Source organism: Streptomyces sp. NBC_00019 (assembly GCF_045041015.1).
Classification (GTDB): Bacteria; Actinomycetota; Actinomycetes; order Streptomycetales; family Streptomycetaceae; genus Streptomyces.
On record NZ_CP108302.1, the window covers coordinates 5,103,173 to 5,120,363 of the forward strand.

13 protein-coding genes, 2 tRNA genes, 2 pseudogenes and 1 riboswitch are annotated in these 17,191 nt (G+C 70.8%); of the genes and pseudogenes, 6 read left to right on the forward strand and 11 right to left on the reverse strand.

The window, feature by feature from the left end:
- Nucleotides 1–131: 131 nt before the first annotated feature.
- The 6 genes from OHU89_RS23910 to OHU89_RS23935 all read right to left on the reverse strand — a co-directional run bounded on the left by OHU89_RS23910 (nt 132) and on the right by OHU89_RS23935 (nt 6,496).
- Nucleotides 132–1,079: an aldo/keto reductase gene (locus tag OHU89_RS23910; RefSeq protein WP_405645720.1), complete on the reverse strand. Its 948-nt coding sequence runs from the start codon at nt 1,077–1,079 to the stop codon at nt 132–134.
- Between the two features lie 157 nt (nt 1,080–1,236).
- Nucleotides 1,237–2,289 (reverse strand): M23 family metallopeptidase, encoded by a 1,053-nt coding sequence (locus OHU89_RS23915; RefSeq protein ID WP_405645722.1) that lies wholly within the window; start codon nt 2,287–2,289, stop codon nt 1,237–1,239.
- A gap of 11 nt (nt 2,290–2,300) precedes the next feature.
- Nucleotides 2,301–2,458, reverse strand: a riboswitch (cyclic di-AMP (ydaO/yuaA leader).
- A 244-nt stretch (nt 2,459–2,702) separates the two neighbouring features.
- Complete coding sequence (locus tag OHU89_RS23920; RefSeq protein ID WP_405645724.1) at nt 2,703–3,788, reverse strand: PP2C family protein-serine/threonine phosphatase; 1,086 nt, start codon at nt 3,786–3,788, stop codon at nt 2,703–2,705.
- A gap of 107 nt (nt 3,789–3,895) precedes the next feature.
- Nucleotides 3,896–3,969, reverse strand: a tRNA-Met gene (locus OHU89_RS23925).
- A 75-nt stretch (nt 3,970–4,044) separates the two neighbouring features.
- On the reverse strand, nt 4,045–5,268 hold the full coding sequence (locus OHU89_RS23930; protein WP_405645726.1) for an alginate lyase family protein: 1,224 nt from the start codon (nt 5,266–5,268) through the stop codon (nt 4,045–4,047).
- Between the two features lie 112 nt (nt 5,269–5,380).
- Entirely contained in the window at nt 5,381–6,496 is a 1,116-nt protein-coding gene (locus OHU89_RS23935; RefSeq protein ID WP_405645728.1) for a dihydrofolate reductase family protein, read from the reverse strand.
- 68 nt (nt 6,497–6,564) lie between these two features.
- Between OHU89_RS23935 and OHU89_RS23940 the strand changes: the two genes are divergently transcribed.
- From OHU89_RS23940 to OHU89_RS23950, 3 genes and pseudogenes are all read left to right on the forward strand, one after another.
- Nucleotides 6,565–7,077 (forward strand): MarR family winged helix-turn-helix transcriptional regulator, encoded by a 513-nt coding sequence (locus tag OHU89_RS23940; protein WP_405645730.1) that lies wholly within the window; start codon nt 6,565–6,567, stop codon nt 7,075–7,077.
- Between the two features lie 107 nt (nt 7,078–7,184).
- Nucleotides 7,185–7,820 (forward strand): GTP cyclohydrolase II, encoded by a 636-nt coding sequence (gene ribA, locus OHU89_RS23945; protein WP_405645732.1) that lies wholly within the window; start codon nt 7,185–7,187, stop codon nt 7,818–7,820.
- 250 nt (nt 7,821–8,070) lie between these two features.
- A pseudogene (locus OHU89_RS23950) lies at nt 8,071–8,810 on the forward strand (MMPL family transporter); the annotation flags it as partial.
- Nucleotides 8,811–8,957: 147 nt separating this feature from the next.
- Here OHU89_RS23950 and OHU89_RS23955 read toward each other — a convergent pair.
- A pseudogene (locus OHU89_RS23955) lies at nt 8,958–9,278 on the reverse strand (sensor domain-containing protein); the annotation flags it as partial.
- A gap of 207 nt (nt 9,279–9,485) precedes the next feature.
- Here OHU89_RS23955 and OHU89_RS23960 point away from each other — a divergent pair.
- Nucleotides 9,486–10,112 (forward strand): restriction endonuclease, encoded by a 627-nt coding sequence (locus tag OHU89_RS23960; RefSeq protein ID WP_405654626.1) that lies wholly within the window; start codon nt 9,486–9,488, stop codon nt 10,110–10,112.
- A 67-nt stretch (nt 10,113–10,179) separates the two neighbouring features.
- Here the strand turns inward: OHU89_RS23960 and OHU89_RS23965 are convergent.
- The 4 genes from OHU89_RS23965 to OHU89_RS23980 form a co-directional block, all read right to left on the reverse strand.
- Nucleotides 10,180–10,252 (reverse strand) — tRNA-Lys (locus tag OHU89_RS23965).
- A 109-nt stretch (nt 10,253–10,361) separates the two neighbouring features.
- Nucleotides 10,362–11,915 carry an amino acid permease gene (locus OHU89_RS23970; RefSeq protein WP_405645734.1) on the reverse strand — a complete coding sequence of 518 codons (1,554 nt, stop codon included), beginning with the start codon at nt 11,913–11,915 and terminating at the stop codon, nt 10,362–10,364.
- 130 nt (nt 11,916–12,045) lie between these two features.
- Nucleotides 12,046–14,211 carry a DEAD/DEAH box helicase gene (locus OHU89_RS23975; RefSeq protein WP_405645736.1) on the reverse strand — a complete coding sequence of 722 codons (2,166 nt, stop codon included), beginning with the start codon at nt 14,209–14,211 and terminating at the stop codon, nt 12,046–12,048.
- A 263-nt stretch (nt 14,212–14,474) separates the two neighbouring features.
- On the reverse strand, nt 14,475–15,011 hold the full coding sequence (locus OHU89_RS23980; RefSeq protein WP_405645737.1) for a hypothetical protein: 537 nt from the start codon (nt 15,009–15,011) through the stop codon (nt 14,475–14,477).
- A gap of 127 nt (nt 15,012–15,138) precedes the next feature.
- Here OHU89_RS23980 and OHU89_RS23985 point away from each other — a divergent pair, with 127 nt between their 5' ends.
- Nucleotides 15,139–15,489 carry a metallopeptidase family protein gene (locus OHU89_RS23985; protein WP_046259656.1) on the forward strand — a complete coding sequence of 117 codons (351 nt, stop codon included), beginning with the start codon at nt 15,139–15,141 and terminating at the stop codon, nt 15,487–15,489.
- A 73-nt stretch (nt 15,490–15,562) separates the two neighbouring features.
- Complete coding sequence (locus OHU89_RS23990) at nt 15,563–17,182, forward strand: metallophosphoesterase (RefSeq protein ID WP_405645739.1); 1,620 nt, start codon at nt 15,563–15,565, stop codon at nt 17,180–17,182.
- Nucleotides 17,183–17,191 lie beyond the last annotated feature (9 nt).

A 17,191-nucleotide genomic window follows, 5' to 3' on the forward strand; every position in this document is an offset into this window, starting at 1 on the left:
ACCGCCGGACCACACCGTCGAGCCGCACCGCCGGACCACACCGTCGAGTCGCACCGCCGGACCACACCGGCGCCACTCCCCGCCGACGCACCGCGACACGCCCCGCGAGCCGCCCCTCCGGACCCGAAGGACTAGGCCGACGCCTCCGTCAGCCGCGTCACCTCGTCCTCCGTCAGCCGCACCTCCGCCACCTTCACCAGGGCCGGCAGCTGCTCCACCGTCCGTGCGGACGCGATGGGTGCCGCCACCGTCGGCTGGGACGCCAGCCACGCCAGGGCCACGGTCGCCACGGGCACCCGGTGGGCCTCGGCGATGTCGTCGAGGGCGGCGAGGACCTTGCGGCCGCGCTCCGTCTCCAGGTGCTTGCCGGCGCCGGCGGCGGCGCGGGCGCCCTCCACCACCTCGCCGTCGCGGTACTTGCCGGTGAGGAACCCGGAGGCCAGCGCGAAGTACGGGACGGCGGCCAGTCCGGTCCGTTCGGCCAGGTCCTGGAGCTCGCCCTCGTACGTCTCGCGCGAGACCAGGTTGTAGTGCGGCTGAAGCGCCACGTACCGGGCCAGTCCCTCGCGCTGGGAGAAGGCGAGGGAAGCCTCCAGGCGCTCGGCGGAGATGTTGGACGCGGCGATGTGCCGCACCTTGCCCGCCTTCACCAGCTCGTCGAGCGCGCCGATGATCTCCTCGACCGGCACTTCCACCTTGTCGAAATGGGTGTAGTAGAGGTCTATGTGGTCGGTGCCGAGGCGGCGCAGGGAGGCGTCCGCCGCCGCCTTGATGTTCGTGGCCGTCAGGCCCGGAAAGTCGGGGTGCTGGCTGACCTTCGTGGCGATCACGACGTCGTCGCGATTGCCGCGCGCCTTGACCCACTTGCCGATGATGGTCTCGGACTCACCGCCGACGTTGCCGTCGATCCAAGCGGAGTACGAGTCCGCCGTGTCGACGAAGTTGCCGCCCGCGGCCGCGTACGCGTCGAGTACGGCGAAGGACTGCGTCTCGTCGGCGGTCCAGCCGAAGACGTTGCCGCCGAGGGAGAGCGGGAAGACCTCGAGGTCGGACGTGCCCAGCTTGCGAAGAGAAGTCATGTACGAGGTCAACGTCGATACGGAGACCCCTCTTCCGGAACAGCCGCAAAGTTCCCGCAAACAAGCGGAGGCAGGCGTTCCCGAACCGGTGACACAAAAACCGGCGGCCCTGACGTCGGGGGGTGTGCGTCAGGGCCGCCGGTCGATCAAGAAAACCTCAGGGGGTGAGCCCCTTGCTCCGCAGCCACGCCATCGGGTCGATCCCGGTGGACGCACCGCCCGAGTGGACCTCGAGGTGCAGATGCGCGCCCGTGACGTTGCCGGTCGCGCCCACGCGCCCGATCACATCGCCGGTGTTGACCTTCTGGCCCACGCTGACGCTGATCGACGACTGGTGGGCGAACCACAGCTCGGTGCCGTCGTCGAGGGTCAGGACGGTCTTGTAGCCGTACGAACCGTCCCAGCCGGCCTGAGTGATGGTGCCGCTGTGGATCGCCTTGATGAGCGTGCCCGTGGGAGCGGCGAAGTCGAGGCCCGTGTGGTACCCGGAGGACCACAGGGAGCCGGCCTGACCGAAGGTCGAGGTGATCGTGTACGAGGAGGTCGGCAGCGTGTACTGCTTCGCCAGCTCGGCGAGACGCTTGGCCTCGGCGGCCTTCTCGGCGTCCGCCTCCGCCTTCTTCTTCGCCTCGGCCGCGTCGTCCGCGGCCTTCTTCAGCGCGGCGGCCTCGGCCTTGGCGGCCTCGTCGGCGGCGGCGGTCTGGGTGGCGAGCTGCGTCTTGTTGTCGACCTGCGTCTGCTGGCTCTCGGCCTGCGCCATGATCCGGTTGCGCAGCGTCTCGCCGGCGTCGGAGACAGTGGTCTCGGTCTTCTCCGCGACAGCCGTGGTGGTGGCGGCCGTGGGGGCCGCGGCGAGGTCGCTGAGCGCGGTGGCCGAGCCCTGCGGCGCCTCCTCCTCGCCCGACACGAACGGAAGGTCGGGCATCGAGATGGAGACCGGCGGCTTGCCGGTGTTGGCGCTGGCCATGCCGGCCCCGCCGACGGCGGCTATGACACCTACACCCAGGACGGTGGAGCTGCGGGCGAATCCCCCGCTGCGCTGCTTGGCGACCCGATGCTTGCCACGGACCGGGCGGATGGAGTCCTCGTTGGGATTCCACTCCTCCCGCGGACCCTCGTCGTGGTGGTAGCTGCCGTAGCCGAAGACATCGGTGGTGCTGCGCTGGCTCGGCACGTACGGGGCCTCGGGGGCAGGCCGGTTTGACGCCACGTGGGCGTGCTCCTTTCCTTCCTTCTCGCCTACCGGGTTAGCTGACGGGTTCGGAGCAGGAAGGTCTCCTACGCGCGTATACCGGCCGTGGGTTCACGGCGGCATTCGCGCGATTCACCCCAGGGTGGTGGTTCCCCGGCTCCCTTGCGGGATTAAGCGCGTGAGCACGGAGCCGTCTCTTGTGACGGCTGGGACGACCGCGCTGCGTTATCGAACGTTAATAGACCCGGACCGTGGATTCCAAGCTGTTCCGCTTGATCATTAACCTTTTTTCCGCTGGACGTACGGGTCCATGAGCGGTGAAAAACGGGCGAGTTGACCGCGCCCCGGTAAACTCGCAGGCATTGACTGTATGTCAGTTGTTATGCGGAGGGCGCTCGCCCGATCACCCCACGTGATAAAGCCCCCTGAGGTCACGGCCGTCGTACGGCGAGCAGCGCCATGTCGTCCGTCATGCCGCCCCCCGTATGCCGACGCACCTCCACGGCGAGCGCGGACAGCAGCGCACCGGGGACACGGAAGGCGCGTCCCGCGAGCCGCGCCGCCGGATCGTAGAACTCCCCGTACCGGTCCCGCGCCTCGGACAGCCCGTCGGTGTACAGCAGCAGCGTGGCCCCGCCCGGGAAGGCCGCCTCCTCCGCACGGTCGGGCCAGCTCCCCAGCTCGCCCATGCCCAGCGGCAACGCGGGCTCGGCGGCGGGCAGCGCCCGTACGGTGCCGTCGGGGCACAGCAGCAACGGCGGCGGATGGCCGCGGTTGAGGACCCGTACGACCCCGTCGCCGTGCGGCAGTTCGGCGAGTACGACGGTGGTGAACCCCTCGATGACGTCGAGCCCCTCGCGCCGCGTGCCCTCGCGCGCCAGCGCCCGCTCCAGCCGCCGCGCGACCGCCTCCAGCGTCGGCTCCTGCTCGGCGGCCTCCCGGAACGCCCCGATGACGACGGCGACCGCGGCCACCGCCCCCATGCCCTTCCCGCGCACGTCCCCCACCACCAGCCGCACGCCGTACGCACTGTCCTGCACCGCGTACAGGTCCCCGCCGATGAAGGCGTCCTTCTGCGCCGCCTCGTACCGCACCGCGATGTCGAACCCGCCGATCCGGTCGTCGGGGTCGGGCAGCACCGCCCGCTGGGCGGCCTCGGCGATCTGGCGCTGGGAGGCGAGCCGCTGGTCCCCGCGGAGCACGACCCGGTTGAGGACGGCGGCCAGCACCGCGACCACCGCCACGGTGAGCGCCTCGGTGAGGGTGTCGGCGTCCAGCCGGAAGCCGAACCGCATATGGACGGCGAAGGCGGCGATCAGGGCCACCGCCCCGGTGACGACGGTGCCGAGCAGCGGAAAGAGGGGCGCGGCGACCAGGGGGGCGGCGGTGAAGAAGGGGATCGCGGTGAAGTCCCGGGGGGTCAGTACGTCGTAGAGGACGCCACCGACGATCAGCAGGACGGGCAGCACCCGCAAGAGGGCGGAGATACGCCGCCCCGCCACCGCCTCCTGATCCACATGCCCAGGTTTCCCGGACCGGGACCGGGCGGCGAGCCGTGTGGCCCGACCGGGGGAAACACTCAGGGCCGGAGTCCAGTGACTGGACTCCGGCCCTGAGCCGTGAGTAGCGGGGACAGGATTTGAACCTGCGACCTCTGGGTTATGAGCCCAGCGAGCTACCGAGCTGCTCCACCCCGCGTCGGTGAAACCAGCATACGTCATCCGCGGGACGCTCAGCACCACGGTTTGTTCGCGGCGCTGCTGACCTGCGTTTTCAGCCGGCGGGGTTGCCCGCGTGGGTCAGGGTCTCCCAGGACACGAAGAGATTGTCGGTACCGGCGGGCCGGGTCTCCTCGGCGAGCTTGTGGGCGGCCGGGACGGAGACGTCGAGACGGTTCTCCAGGTGGTTGAGGGCGACCTCCAGGTCCGGGCCCATGGTCCGGCCCACCTTCCCGCCGCACAGCCACGCGGGCGCGGGCTCGCCGGCCTGGTACCGGGCGTGGAAGGTGAGCGCCGCCTTCAGCCTGTCCTTGACCTCGCCGTACAGGTCGACGCCCTGGTGCCAGGCGGTCTCGGCGATGTGGGCGGTGGCGGCGATGGAGTAGCCGACGTGCTTGAAGTTGCGGCAGGTCTCCTGGGAGACGCCGTCCTTGTACGTCTTCTGCCCGAACCAGTACGTCGTCAGTTTCGTCGGCGTGTTCACGCCCGACCCGGCCGGGGTGAGCGGCACCCGCCCGTCCTTCTCCAGGTAGAAGTAGGCCGGGACGCGCTCCCGGAAGCGCTGCAGCGCGTGGTCGAAGGCCTTGTGGTCGTCGAGGAAGACGGCCATGCCGATGGCCGCGTCGGTCATGACGAGGTCCCAGTTGCCGTTGTAGTCGGGGACCTTGCGGGTGACGGCGGGCTGATACGCGGTCCGCAGCATGTCCTGGAACCGCGCGACCCGGTCCTCAGGCCACCCCGCGCCCGCGCTGTGCCGCACGATCTCGGCGGCCCGCGCCCAGGTCGCCCCTGCCCACCCGGTCTGCAGCCCGGCGTCCTCCTCGGTGTGCTTCCGCATCCTCGCCGACCAGGCGTCCATGATCTCCCGCGCCTTGACGGCATGCTGCTGCTTGCCGGTGACGCGGAAGAGGAGCGCCTGCGTATAGGCGGCGATCGCGTCCTCACGCTCCTCGACACACCCGTGCGCGGGCCGGTCGGCGTGCTCCCCACCGGGACAGTCCACGCTCGCGTACGGCTCGGCCCGGTACTTGTACGCCCCGTACTTGCTGTCCCTCATGTCGAGGTACGCCTTCAGCCACGGCTGCTTCCCCGCGGTGACCTTCTCCCGTACGGCATCCAGCTGGGCGTCGCTCACCAGCACGCCGGGGTGCGTGAACGCCGCGTCGGGGGGCAGCGCACGGGCCATGGTGCGGGTACCGGCGTCGGTGGTCGCACAGGCGGTGGCGAGAAGAGGGGCGAGCAGAAGCGCGACGGCGGCACGGAATCGGGCTGACCTCATGGTGGCAGCGTCACCCTCCGGGGAGCGGCGCGCAGGAAATGTTGGGCTGATCGGTCCGTCACCCGGCGTCCGAGCGGGCCTCGTCCTCGATCGCCCGGCGGCTCGGTGATGCTCACCCCGGCAGATGAAGATTCGGTCTCTTGGCCTGCTCCTCGAACTCCGGCAGCACCACGACGGACACCCCGGCCGCCGCCAGGAGCCCACTCCCGTCGGCCCCTTCCACGAACGTGTCGGGCTCCCGCCAGGCCGTCACGACCCGCCGCACCCCCGCCTCCAGGATCAGCCGGGCACAGGGCGCGGGGCGCGAGGCCCGCCGGGCGCACGGTTCCAGGCTGCTGTAGACCGTCGCCGAGGCCAGCCTCGGATCCCCCGCGTCGATCTTCGCCAGCGCCGCCTCCTCCGCGTGGACCACGGAGTCGTCCCCCTCCCTGGAGTGCCCGCGGGCGAGTTCCGTGCCGTCGGCGGCGACCACCACCGCGCCCACGCTGAACGCGGTCCGGGACGGCGGACACAGGGCGGCCAGTTCGCAGGCGAGGCGGAGCCAGTGGCGGTCGGCGGCGGGGACGCCGGGTGCGGTGGGCTCGTAGCGCATGAGGACGACGTCCTCGATCTGCCGGGACTCGACCAGGCGCAGGCGTCCGCCCTGGTAGGCGCCGGGGCCGAAGAGGCGGGGGGCGGCCGCGTCGCCGACGAAGAGGGGGGCCAGGACCAGTTGGAGCTCGTCCGCCAGGCCCTGCTGGAGGAGCTGGGTGTGGATCTTGCCGCCGCCCTCGACCATGAGGCGCCGCACGCCCCGGGCCGACAGGTCCGTCAGGAGGCCGGGCCAGTCCAGGTCGGCGCCCAGGGAGACCACGTCGGCGGCCAGACCCGCCGTACGGGCCCGCTCCGCGCCCTTGTCCGTCGTATAGACGACCTTGTCGCCGCCCGTGTGCCAGAACTTCGCGTCGGGGTCCAGGTCGCCCGAGCCGCTGACCGTGACCTTGAGGGGGTACTCCGGCTTGCCCGCCGCCACGCGGGCCGCGCGGCGCTGTGGGGAGTTGACGAGCAGGCGGGGGTTGTCGGCGCGGATCGTGCCGGCGCCGACGAGGATCGCGTCGACCGAGGCGCGGACCTCGTCGACTCGGTCGAAGTCGGCCGGGCTGGAGAGGAGCAGGCGGTCTGGGCCGGTGTCGTCGAGGTAGCCGTCGAGGGAGACGGCCGCGGAGAGGAGGACGTACGGGTGCGGCATGGCTGCGATCCCTCTCACTGTGACGTGGACATCTTGGTTCAAGTTTGAAACAAACCTACACTGGCGCTATGACGACTCGCTGGCTCACGCCCAAGGAGCAGCGCGCCTGGCGCGCGTACATCGCCGCGTCGCACCTTCTGGAGGATGCGATCGACCGGCAGCTCCAGCAGGACGCCGGCATGCCGCATCTCTACTACTCCATCCTGGCCAACCTTTCCGAGGCGCCGGAGCGACGGCTGCGGATGACGGACCTCGCCGAGGGCCTGAAGATCACGCGGCCTCGGCTGACGTATGCCGTAACCCGGCTGGAGAAGGACGGGCTGGTGCGGCGGGAGAGCTGTCGCTGGGACAAGCGCGGGAGCATCGCCGTACTGACCGAGGAGGGCATGGCGGAGGTGGAGCGGGCGGCGCCGGGACATGTCGAGACGGTCCGCGCCGCCCTCTTCGACCGGCTCACTCCGGAGCAGGTGGAGCAGCTGGAGGAGATCTCCAGGGCGATCTCGGACGGGCTCCAGGAGGACACGGGTGACGAGGTGCCGTGGCGTCGGCGTTCGTCATCGTCGTGCTCCGGGACCGCATGAGCCACCTCACAAATCCGTTGCTTCAAATTTAAAGCATGGGGTAGGGTCTCCCGTCGTAGACCTGCTTCAAATCTGAAGCAGATATGCCTGAGGACCGGAGTACCCGCATGACCGACATCCCCGCCGCAACCCCGCGCTCCCGTGTCCGCGTGCCGCTCCGCTTCGGGGACGGCTACAGCGTCGACTCCGAGCTGGTCACCTTCCACGGGCTGACCGACGGCCAGGAGCACGTGGCGGTCGTCCTCGGTGAGCCGGGACCCACCCCCCTGGTCCGGCTGCACTCCGAGTGCCTCACCGGTGACGTCTTCGGCTCGGCCCGCTGCGACTGCGGCCCGCAGCTGCGCGAGGCGGTCGAGCGGATAGCCGAGCGCGGCGGTGTCCTGCTGTACCTGCGCCAGGAGGGCCGCGGCATCGGCCTCTACAACAAGCTCGACGCGTACGCCCTCCAGGAGCAGGGTCTGGACACCTACGCCGCCAACACCGCGCTGGGCCTCCCCGAGGACGACCGCGACTACACGGCGGCCGCGCAGATGCTGAAGGCCCTGGGGATCGACTCGCTGGACCTCCTCTCCAACAACCCCGACAAGGCGGGCCAGTTGCGCGACCTCGGCATCGACGTCCACGACCGGGTGCCGACCGGCGTCTTCACCACCGCCCACAACGTCCGTTACCTGCGTGCGAAGGTCCTCCAGACCCAGCACACGCTGCCGCTGGGCGAGTTGACGGAGCTCAACGTCGGCTGAGGGTGTAGCCCGCTCCACCCCGGTCCGGGTGAGCGCTCCCTCGTGACGGAGAGCGGCCGACGGAATCGTCTTCCGCATGGCTACTCTCCTTTTTCACCTGGGCCGCGCGTCCTTCCGTTTCCGGTGGTTCGTCGTCCTGTTGTGGGTGGCGGTGCTGGGCGCCGCCGGCTTCGCCGCCTCCAAGGCACCCACCCCTGCCGACGAGGGCTTCACGATGCCCGGCATCGAGTCCCAGAAGGCGTTCGACCTGATGGAGGAGCGTTTCCCGGGGGCCGCGGCCGACGGGGCGAGCGCCCGGATCGTGTTCATCGCGCCGAGCGGTGAGAAGGTCACCGCCGCCGACAACAAGGCGGCCGTCGAGAGACTCGTCCACTCCGCCGCCGACGGCCCCCAGGTCGCCTCCGCCGTCGACCCGTTCCAGGCGCAGGCCGTCAGCGAGGACCGCACGACGGCGTACGCGACCGTCTCCTTCAGCGCCACGGCCGACGACCTGACCGACGCCTCCAAGAGCCACCTCGAAACCGCCCTCGACCAGGCCCGGGACGCCGGTCTGACCGTCGAGGTCGGCGGTGACGCCCTGGCCACCAAGCCCTCGGCGGGCGGTGCGGCCGAGGCGATCGGCATCGCGATCGCGGCCGTGGTGCTGCTCATCACCTTCGGCTCGCTGGCCGCCGCAGGGCTCCCGCTGCTGACCGCGATCATCGGCGTCGGCATCAGCATGACCGGCATCCTGGCCCTGTCCGAGACCTTGGGCCTGTCCGCGAACACCGGCACCCTGGCCACCATGCTGGGCCTGGCCTGCGGCATCGACTACGCCCTGTTCGTCGTGTCCCGCTACCGCGAGGAGCGTGCCAAGGGCCGCGAGCCGCGCGAGGCGGCCGGACTCGCCGCCGGACGGCCGGTTCCGCGGTGGTCTTCGCGGGGTTCACCGTCGTCATCGCGCTCGCCGGCCTCTGGGTCGTCGGTATTCCGATGCTCACCAAGATGGGGCTGGCCGCGGCCGGCGCGGTCCTCGTCGGCGTGCTGATCTGTCTGACGCTGGTCCCGGCGCAGCAGCCCGCTCCACACACCGTCGACGACGAGCCCGACGGGCCACAGCGGCAGCGCGACGAAGAGCAAGGCGCCGTAGAGGTAGTACGCCACCATCCACCGGAAGTCGGTCAGCGTGCCGGGGTCCCTGACGGCCGTACGGAACCGCTCCCGGACGGTCCCGGTCAGCGGCTGATACTCCTCGGGGATCCGCACGCCCGTCCACGAGGCCGTCAGCTGCCGCTTGGCCCCGGCGATCCGCCGTATCAGCAGTACCGTCTCGGGCAGCAGCCAGGCGCCGACCACGGCGAGCGTGCCGATGGCGGTGATCAGCAGCACGCAGATGAAGATCCACACCCCGAACGCCATCGCGGCGGCCAGCAGGAGGTGACCGGTGGCCCTCGCGGCCCGCCGCACGGTCTTCCACATGGGGGCAGGCTAGATGACCAGGGTGCCGGGAGACGGTGGCGCAGGCTCCACTTCTCGGGTGCAGCCCGCTCCACCCTCCCGGGGCGGCGGGCAGGCGCACGCCCCGGGCGTGCGAAAACACCAGAACAGGCTGTTCACCGACATAAGGGCCACCCTCCCCGCCTCCCGGTGGTAGATCTCTCCACCTGGCACACCTCGGGAGGATCCATGCGCGCGCCCACACGCGACCTCGTCCGACCGTCCGAACCGATCGGAGTCGCCGGCTGCCTCTACGCGGCCGCCGCCCTCGTCCTGCTCCCGGCGGCACTCCTCGCCTGGGCCGACGGCAACGGCGCGGGCGCCTTCTTCATCCTCCTGCTCCTCGTGGGCGGCGGCCTCGCACTCGGCAAGCGCCGGGCCCGGCAGGCCGCGGAACTCCACCGCGTCCGCACTCTGCGGTCCACGGAGGTGGCGCGCTACCACGCCATGGGCCCAAGGGAGTTCGAGCAGGCCGTCGCGTTCCTCTGCGAACGCGACGGCTGTCTCGGGGTCCGGGTCGTGGGAGGCGCCGGCGACCTGGGCGCCGACGTCGTCGCCGACGCCCCGGACGGGCGCCGTGTCGTCATCCAGTGCAAGCGCTACGGCCCGACCACCAAGGTGGGCAGCCCGGACCTCCAGCGGTTCGGCGGCACTTGCTACAGCGTCCACGGCGCCCAGGTCGCCGCCGTCGTCACCACGTCCGTGTTCACCAAGCCCGCGGCCCAGTACGCGTCCGGCACCGGGATCCGCCTCTTCGACGAGTCCGCCCTCGCCGCCTGGGCCACCCGCACCGGCCCGCCGCCGTGGGGTCCGTAGCGGCCGGCAGGGCTCCGGGAACGCCGAAACCCCCGCCTCAGAACAGTCTGACGCGGGGGCTCCCGGGTAGGCCCTGTGGGACTCGAACCCACAACCAATGGATTAAAAGTCCACTGCTCTGCCAATTGAGCTAAGGGCCCAGGCGATGTTGCCTCCCCGAGCATAGCCGGACGCGGCCGAGTCTCCGATCGGGTATCGGTGACACGGCCGCGCCGGAAGAGACGGGGCGAGCGGAAGTCGACCCAAAGATCACGGATCAACCGGTTCCGGCGCCCCCTTGCGTGCCGCCTCGCGAGCCCGCGTCCGCTCGTGCTCGGGGTTCAGGAACCAGTGCCGGGCCGAGGCGAGCCACCAGGCCGCCGCGAAGCCCAGGACCGCCAGCACCGCGAGCGGCGCGTAGTTGAAGGTCTCCCAGGTGACCGGGGAGACCTGCGGCAGCATGAACAGGACCGTGATCACGCCGACCCACGCCACCGACACCACACCGATCGCCCGGGACCAACGGCCCAGATGCCACGGCCCGCGCTCGAAGGCCTCGCCCTTGCGCAGCCGCAGCAGCGTCGGGATGACGTAGGCGATGTACAGCCCGATCACCGCCACCGACGTCACCGCCGCGTAGGCCGTGTAGTTGATCAGATACGGCAGTCCCAGGACCAGCGCCCCCGAAGCCGCCAGCCACACGGCCGCGACCGGCGTGCGGGTGCGCGGGCTGACCGTGTGCCAGATGTGCGAGAACGGCAGCGCGCCGTCACGCGAAAAGGCGTAGATCATGCGGCTGTTGGCCGTCACCGAGGCCATCCCGCAGAACAGCTGTGCCCCGATCACGACGAGCAGCAGCAGCTTGCCGGCGGTCGCGCCCAGGGCGTCCAGGAGGATCTGCGCCGGGGGTGCGCCCGTCGAGGAGTTCAGCGCGCCGTCGTAGGACTGGATCGCGAAGGTGAAGCCGAGCAGCAGCACGAAGCCCGCGATCCACGACGTCCAGATCGACTGCACGATCCCCTTCGGGCCGGCCGTCGACGCGTCGTGGGTCTCCTCGGTCATATGGGCGGAGGCGTCGTAACCGGTGAAGGTGTACTGGGCCATCAGCAGACCCAGCGCGACGACGTAGACCCCGCTCCCCCAGCCCGTGTTGTTGACGAACTCCGTGAACACGAAGGACGCGGACTGGTGGTGGTCCGGTACGAAGGTCAGCGCGCCGACGATCACCGCCACGCCCACCACGTGCCACCACACGCTGACGCTGTTGAGGATCGCGACGATCCGTACGCCGAAGGTGTTCAGCAGTCCGTGCAGCGCGAGTATGCCCGCGAACAGCAGGATCGTCCGGCCCGGTGTCACCTCGAAGTCGAACTGCAGGTTCAGGTACGCGCCGAGGAAGGACGCGGCGCCGAAGTCGATGCCGGCGGTCACCGCGACCTGGCCGAGCACGTTGAACCAGCCCGTGAACCACGCCCAGGCGGCCGCGGTCCGGCTGGGGGCGAGCTTGTGCGCCCAGAAGTACAGGCCTGCCGAGGTCGGGTACGCCGAACAGATCTCGGCCATCGACAACCCGACGAACAGCGTCATCAGCCCGACCGCGACCCAGCCCCAGATCATCACCGAGGGGCCGCCCGTGTTCATCCCGAAGAGGTACAGCGTCAGGCAGCCCGACAGCACCGAGATGATCGTGAAGGAGACCGCGTAGTTGGAGAACGCCGACATGCGGCGGGCCAGAACCTGCGTGTAGCCGAGCTGGGCAAGGCGTTCCTCGTCGGAGAGTCCGGAGACCTTCGACTGCCCACTCGCTATGTCGTCATCTGTCATGCCCCCAGCAATTCCCTTACCGAGGGCGTGACACACGTCACAACTTGGCTAGAACCTTTCGCGAAAGGGTCGCAAAAGGGCCCCTACGACCGAAGTCGTAGGGGCCCTTTCGGAGTCGGTTCAGCCGACGTCAGCCGTTGCGCTTCCAGCGCGGCTTGTCGTCACGGCGTCCGAAGGAGGAGCCGGAACCAGAGCCGGAACCGGAACCGGAGCCGGTGCCACGGTGGTCGTCGCGGCGGAAGCCCGGGCGGTCGTGGCCACCGGAGCGGAAGCCCGGGCGGTCGTCGCGGCGGTCACGGTTGAAGGGGCGGTCGCTGCCACGGTGACCGCCGCGCTCGTCGCGACGCTCGAAGGAGCGGCCGGCCGGGCGGTCGGCGGGACGGTCGTCCCGACGGAACCCGCCACGGTCGTTGTCCCGACGCTCGAAGGAACGGCCACCACGGTCGTCACGGTCGCGGTTGAACCCACCACGGTCGTCACGACGCTCGAAGGAACGGCCGGCCGGGCGGTCGGACGGACGGTCGTCCCGACGGAACCCGCCACGGTCGTTGTCCCGACGCTCGAAGGAACGGCCACCACGGTCGTCACGGTCGCGGTTGAACCCACCACGGTCGTCACGACGCTCGAAGGAACGGCCGGCCGGGCGGTCGGACGGACGGTCATCGCGACGGAACCCGCCACGGTCGTTGTCCCGACGCTCGAAGGAACGGCCACCACGGTCGTCACGACGGTCGTCGCGACGGAACCCGCCACGGTCGTTGTCCCGGCGGTCACGACGCTCGTACGAGGAGGAACCCTCCGTACGCTCGGCCTGCTGCGCCACCGGCTGCTCCGGCACGGACGCGGCCTCGGCCTCGGCGGCCACCGCGGCCTGAGCCTCGGCCACCGCGGCCTCCGGGTCCTCGCCACGCTCACGGGCGGCGCGGGCGACGAGACGGTCGGACTCCTCGCGCAGCTCGGTCGCGCGGCGCTGCGCCCGCTCCAGCTGCTTGGTGAGGGAGGTCACCTCGCGCTCGGCCTGCTGCGCGGCGTTGCCCGCGGACTCGGCCTGGACCTCGGTCATCGACCGGGCACCGGTGATCTCGGCGACCTCGGGGTCGAAGGCGGCGCCGCCCTGGATGATGTGACGCCCGGCGTCGACGCCCGCGTCCTCCATGAGGCGGAAGATCTGGCGGCGCTGGTGCGGCAGGGACAGCGACACGACGGTGCCGGTGCGGCCGGCGCGGGCCGTACGGCCGGCGCGGTGCAGGTAGTCCTTGTGGTCACCGGCCGGGTCCACGTTGAGCACCAGGTCGATGCCGTCGACGTGGATACCGCGCGCGGCGACGTCGGTGGCGACCAGCGCGTTGACGTAGCCGTCCTTGAAGTCGGCCAGGACGCGGGTACGGGCACCCTGCGTCATGCCGCCGTGCAGCGCGTCGGCCTTCACACCGGCCTCGACGAGCTGCTCGGCGATACGGTCGGCGCCCAGCTGGGTGCGGACGAAGATGATCGTGCGGCCCTTGCGGGAGGCGATGGCCGCGGTGACCGGCGCCTTGTCCTTGGGCTTCACGATGAGGATGTGGTGGGACATGGTCGTGACGTTGCCCTGGGCGCTGTCGACCTCGTGCGTGACCGGGTTGGTCAGGTAGCGCTTGACCAGCGTGGAGATCTCGTTCTCCATCGTGGCCGAGAACAGCATGCGCTGGCCGCCGCCCGGGATCTGGTCGAGCAGCTCGGTGACCTCGGGCAGGAAGCCCAGGTCGGACATCTGGTCGGCCTCGTCGAGGACCGCGACCCGGACGTTCTCCAGGGAGCAGGCGCCACGGTTGATGAGGTCGCGCAGCCGGCCCGGGGTGGCGACGAGGACGTCGACACCGCGCTCCAGGGCGTAGATCTGGTTACCCATCGACGTACCGCCGCAGACGACCTTCATCTTCAGGCCGAGCACGTCACCGTACGGCTGGAGGGCGTCCGCGACCTGCATCGCGAGCTCACGCGTCGGCGTGAGGATGATGCCGCGGGGCTTCTTCTTGTCGGTGTGGCCGCCGGAGAGCTGCGTGAGCATCGGCAGACCGAAGGAGAGGGTCTTGCCGGAGCCGGTGCGGCCACGGCCGAGGATGTCCTTGCCGGCCAGGGCGTCCGGGATGGTCGCGGCCTGGATCGGGAAGGGGGTGGTCACGCCGTTCTGCGCGAGCTTGCGCACAACGCCCTCAGGAAGACCGAGAGTGGCGAAGGTGACCTCGGGGGTCTCCTCCACGATCTCGTTCTCGCCGTTCTCGGGCATGACGGCGTGATCAGAACTGGAAATGGACATGCGTATGCGAAACCTTCCGGAGTCTCGTCGGCACGCGCCCGTCAACTCCGTGATTCGCAATACGACCGCCTCTATGCGGTCAGCCACGGCAAGGGAGAGAACGCGCCACACGGCGCGCTCTACGTTGGCGCCGGGCAAATGGGATCAAACGATCTACCACCTTACGCACCCACCCCCCCGGAAGGCAAACCGGGTCCCATTGACGTACGTCACACCCGGCCCCCGCGGGCATTCCCGCCCGGAGGACCGCCCGCCCCGCAGCCCTACGCCGGTGTCCCCGCCGCGGGTGCCGGCTCGCGTTGGGCCAGTTGCGGCTCGGTCTCCTGGTGGGCGGAGGAGGACGGCTCGGCGACCGTGGGGGTCGGGGTGGGCGGGTCCGGGGTCGGAGTCGGCGTCGGGGTCGGCTCGGGCGTCTTCGTCGGGGCGGGCTGGGTCTTCGTCGGGGTCGGCTGCGGCTTGTCCGGCTTGTTCGGCTTGTCCGGCTTGCCGGGCTTGACGTCCGCCGAGGGCGACGCGCTCTCCCCGGCCGACTCCGAGGCGGAGGGCGACGCCGACTCGCCCGCCTTCCCCTTGCCCTTCTTCTTCCCGTGCTTGCCGTCGGCCTCGGCGGCCCCGTACCCACCGCCCCCGCCCGACACCGCCGGTCCGCCGTCCGGCGCGTCCCCGCCCCGCTGCCCGGCGGAGTGCGACGGCTTGGCACTCTTGCCACCGTCGTCGTCGCCCACACTCATACAGCCGGCGGCAGCGGCGACCGCCATCACCGTGGCGGCCAGACGGACGGGTACGTACAAGGGGCGCACGGGCAGCCACCTCCGAGGGCGGTTGAGAGAGTCAACCCGTTCAACTCCCGCCGCCCACAAGAGGACACGCGCGAGACCCACCCGCACCCGCCTCCGCTCCAGGCACCCCGTCCCCGACAATGGCCCTGTGCTGGAGATGACGCGCGAAGCCTTCGAAGAACTCGTGAGCCAGGCCCTGGACCAGATCCCTCCCGAGCTGACCCGGGTCATGGACAACGTCGCCGTGTTCGTCGAGGACGAACCTCCCGCCGACGACCCCGAACTGCTGGGCCTCTACGAGGGCACCCCGCTCACCGACCGCGGCGAGTGGTACGCCGGCGTGCTGCCCGACCGCATCTCGATCTACATGGGTCCGACCCTGCGGTTCTGCGAGACCGAGGACGACGTGGTGCACGAGGTCGCCGTGACCGTGATCCACGAGATCGCCCACCACTTCGGCATCGACGACGAACGGCTCCACGAACTGGGCTGGGGCTGACCGCGGACACCGCCCCCGCCGCCCATCACAGCGGAGCCGCATATCCACCCCCGCACTTGGGCATACGGGACCAATGGCCCGCGTCCCCGCCGCAGTCCTGAACGTCCTGGTCCGCCTACGCCGCTCACCGCGCACCCTCGCCCGGCACTACCGCACCCGCCGCCCCCTGCCGACACTGGAACTCGTCCACCAGCCGCACCCGTGGGGCCGGGCCGTCGGGCTGGTGGCCGTCGTGCTGCTCGGGGCATGGCTGGGGCTGCTGATCGTCGGCAATGTCCGCACCCCGGTCGGCCCCATGAACACGACGATGACCCTGCGCCCGTCCTTCACCGGCGGCACGAAGATCAACGTCTCCCCGCTGGGCGCCCTCCAGCTGGACAGCCACAACGCCCCCGTCCGCCTGGACGTCAACGTCGACCAGCTCGACCCGGTCCGCTCCCAGGCCCTGGTCGACCACCCCGAACGCCTCTCCGGGCTCCAGGACGAGGTCGCCGAGGACGTCGAGCACGGCACCCTCGATCTGGCCGTACGGTCCTGCGTCGCCGTCGTCGTGGGCGCCACCGCCCTCGGCCTCGCCGTCTACCGCCGCCCCCGCCGCGCCCTCGCCGCCGGCGGCCTCGCCCTCGGCCTGCTCGCCGCGTCCGGCGGGACGGCGTACGCCACCTGGAACCCCGACTCCGTCCTGGAGCCGAAGTTCTCCGGACTGCTCTCCTCCGCCCCGTCCCTGGTCGGCAACGCGCGCAACATCGTCACCGAATTCGACGTCTACCAGCAGGAGTTGGCGCGCCTCGTCACCAACGTGACGAAGCTGTACGACGTCACCTCCACGCTCCCCGCCTACCAGCCGGACCCCACCACCATCCGTGTCCTGCACGTCTCGGACATCCATCTGAACCCGGCCAGCTGGAAGATCGTCGCCTCGCTCGTGGAGCAGTACCAGGTGAACGTCATCGTCGACTCCGGCGACACCATGGACCACGGCACGGCCGCCGAGAACGGCTTCCTGGACCCCATCGAGGACCTCGGGGCGCCGTACGTGTGGGTGCGCGGCAACCACGACTCCGGTGTCACCCAGCGCTACATGGAGGGCCTGAAGAACGTGCACGTCCTCGACGACGGGCGCGCCCAGAGCGTCGCCGGCCTGCGCTTCGCCGGCATCGGCGACCCGCAGTTCACCCCCGACCGCAGCGAGGGTCCCGGCGCCGAGGAGACCCAGGAGGCCGCGGGCGCCCGCCTCGCCGCCGCGCTGCGCGACTGGACGACCGCCGGAAAGCCCGTGGACGTCGCCGTCGCGCACGAGCCGTCAGCCGCGCGGGAGGTCGACGGCTCGGTGCCGCTGGTGCTCTCCGGTCATCTGCACCACCAGGAGATGGAGGTCCTGCGCAACGGCACCCGGCTGCGCGTCGAGGGCTCCACCGGCGGCAGCGGACTGCGTGCGGTGGAGGGGAAGTACCCGGACCCGATCGAGGCCTCGATCCTCTACTTCGACCGCGACTCCCGGCGCCTGCAGGCCTGGGACGAGATCAAACTCGGCGGGCTCGGCCTGACGACGGCCGAGGTCAGCCGTCACCTGCCGGAGGAGAACCTGCCGGGCGCGGCTCCCACCCCGAGCCCCACCCCGAGCCCCACCCCGAGCCCCACCCCCAGCCCCGCCCCGACGCCGTCCCCCAGCCCTTCCGACAGCGTTCCCTAAACCGTTTTG

Excerpts from the sequence above, each read along its gene's own strand:
- OHU89_RS23990 (WP_405645739.1), top strand. The coding sequence starts at position 15,563 with ATGGCCCGCGTCCCCGCCGCAGTCCTGAACGTCCTGGTCCGCCTACGC.
- OHU89_RS23975 (WP_405645736.1), bottom strand. The coding sequence starts at position 14,211 with ATGTCCATTTCCAGTTCTGATCACGCCGTCATGCCCGAGAACGGCGAG.
- ribA (WP_405645732.1), top strand. The coding sequence starts at position 7,185 with ATGACCGACATCCCCGCCGCAACCCCGCGCTCCCGTGTCCGCGTGCCG.
- OHU89_RS23910 (WP_405645720.1), bottom strand. The coding sequence starts at position 1,079 with ATGACTTCTCTTCGCAAGCTGGGCACGTCCGACCTCGAGGTCTTCCCG.
- OHU89_RS23960 (WP_405654626.1), top strand. The coding sequence starts at position 9,486 with ATGCGCGCGCCCACACGCGACCTCGTCCGACCGTCCGAACCGATCGGA.
- OHU89_RS23970 (WP_405645734.1), bottom strand. The coding sequence starts at position 11,915 with ATGACAGATGACGACATAGCGAGTGGGCAGTCGAAGGTCTCCGGACTC.
- OHU89_RS23940 (WP_405645730.1), top strand. The coding sequence starts at position 6,565 with ATGACGACTCGCTGGCTCACGCCCAAGGAGCAGCGCGCCTGGCGCGCG.
- OHU89_RS23935 (WP_405645728.1), bottom strand. The coding sequence starts at position 6,496 with ATGCCGCACCCGTACGTCCTCCTCTCCGCGGCCGTCTCCCTCGACGGC.
- OHU89_RS23930 (WP_405645726.1), bottom strand. The coding sequence starts at position 5,268 with ATGAGGTCAGCCCGATTCCGTGCCGCCGTCGCGCTTCTGCTCGCCCCT.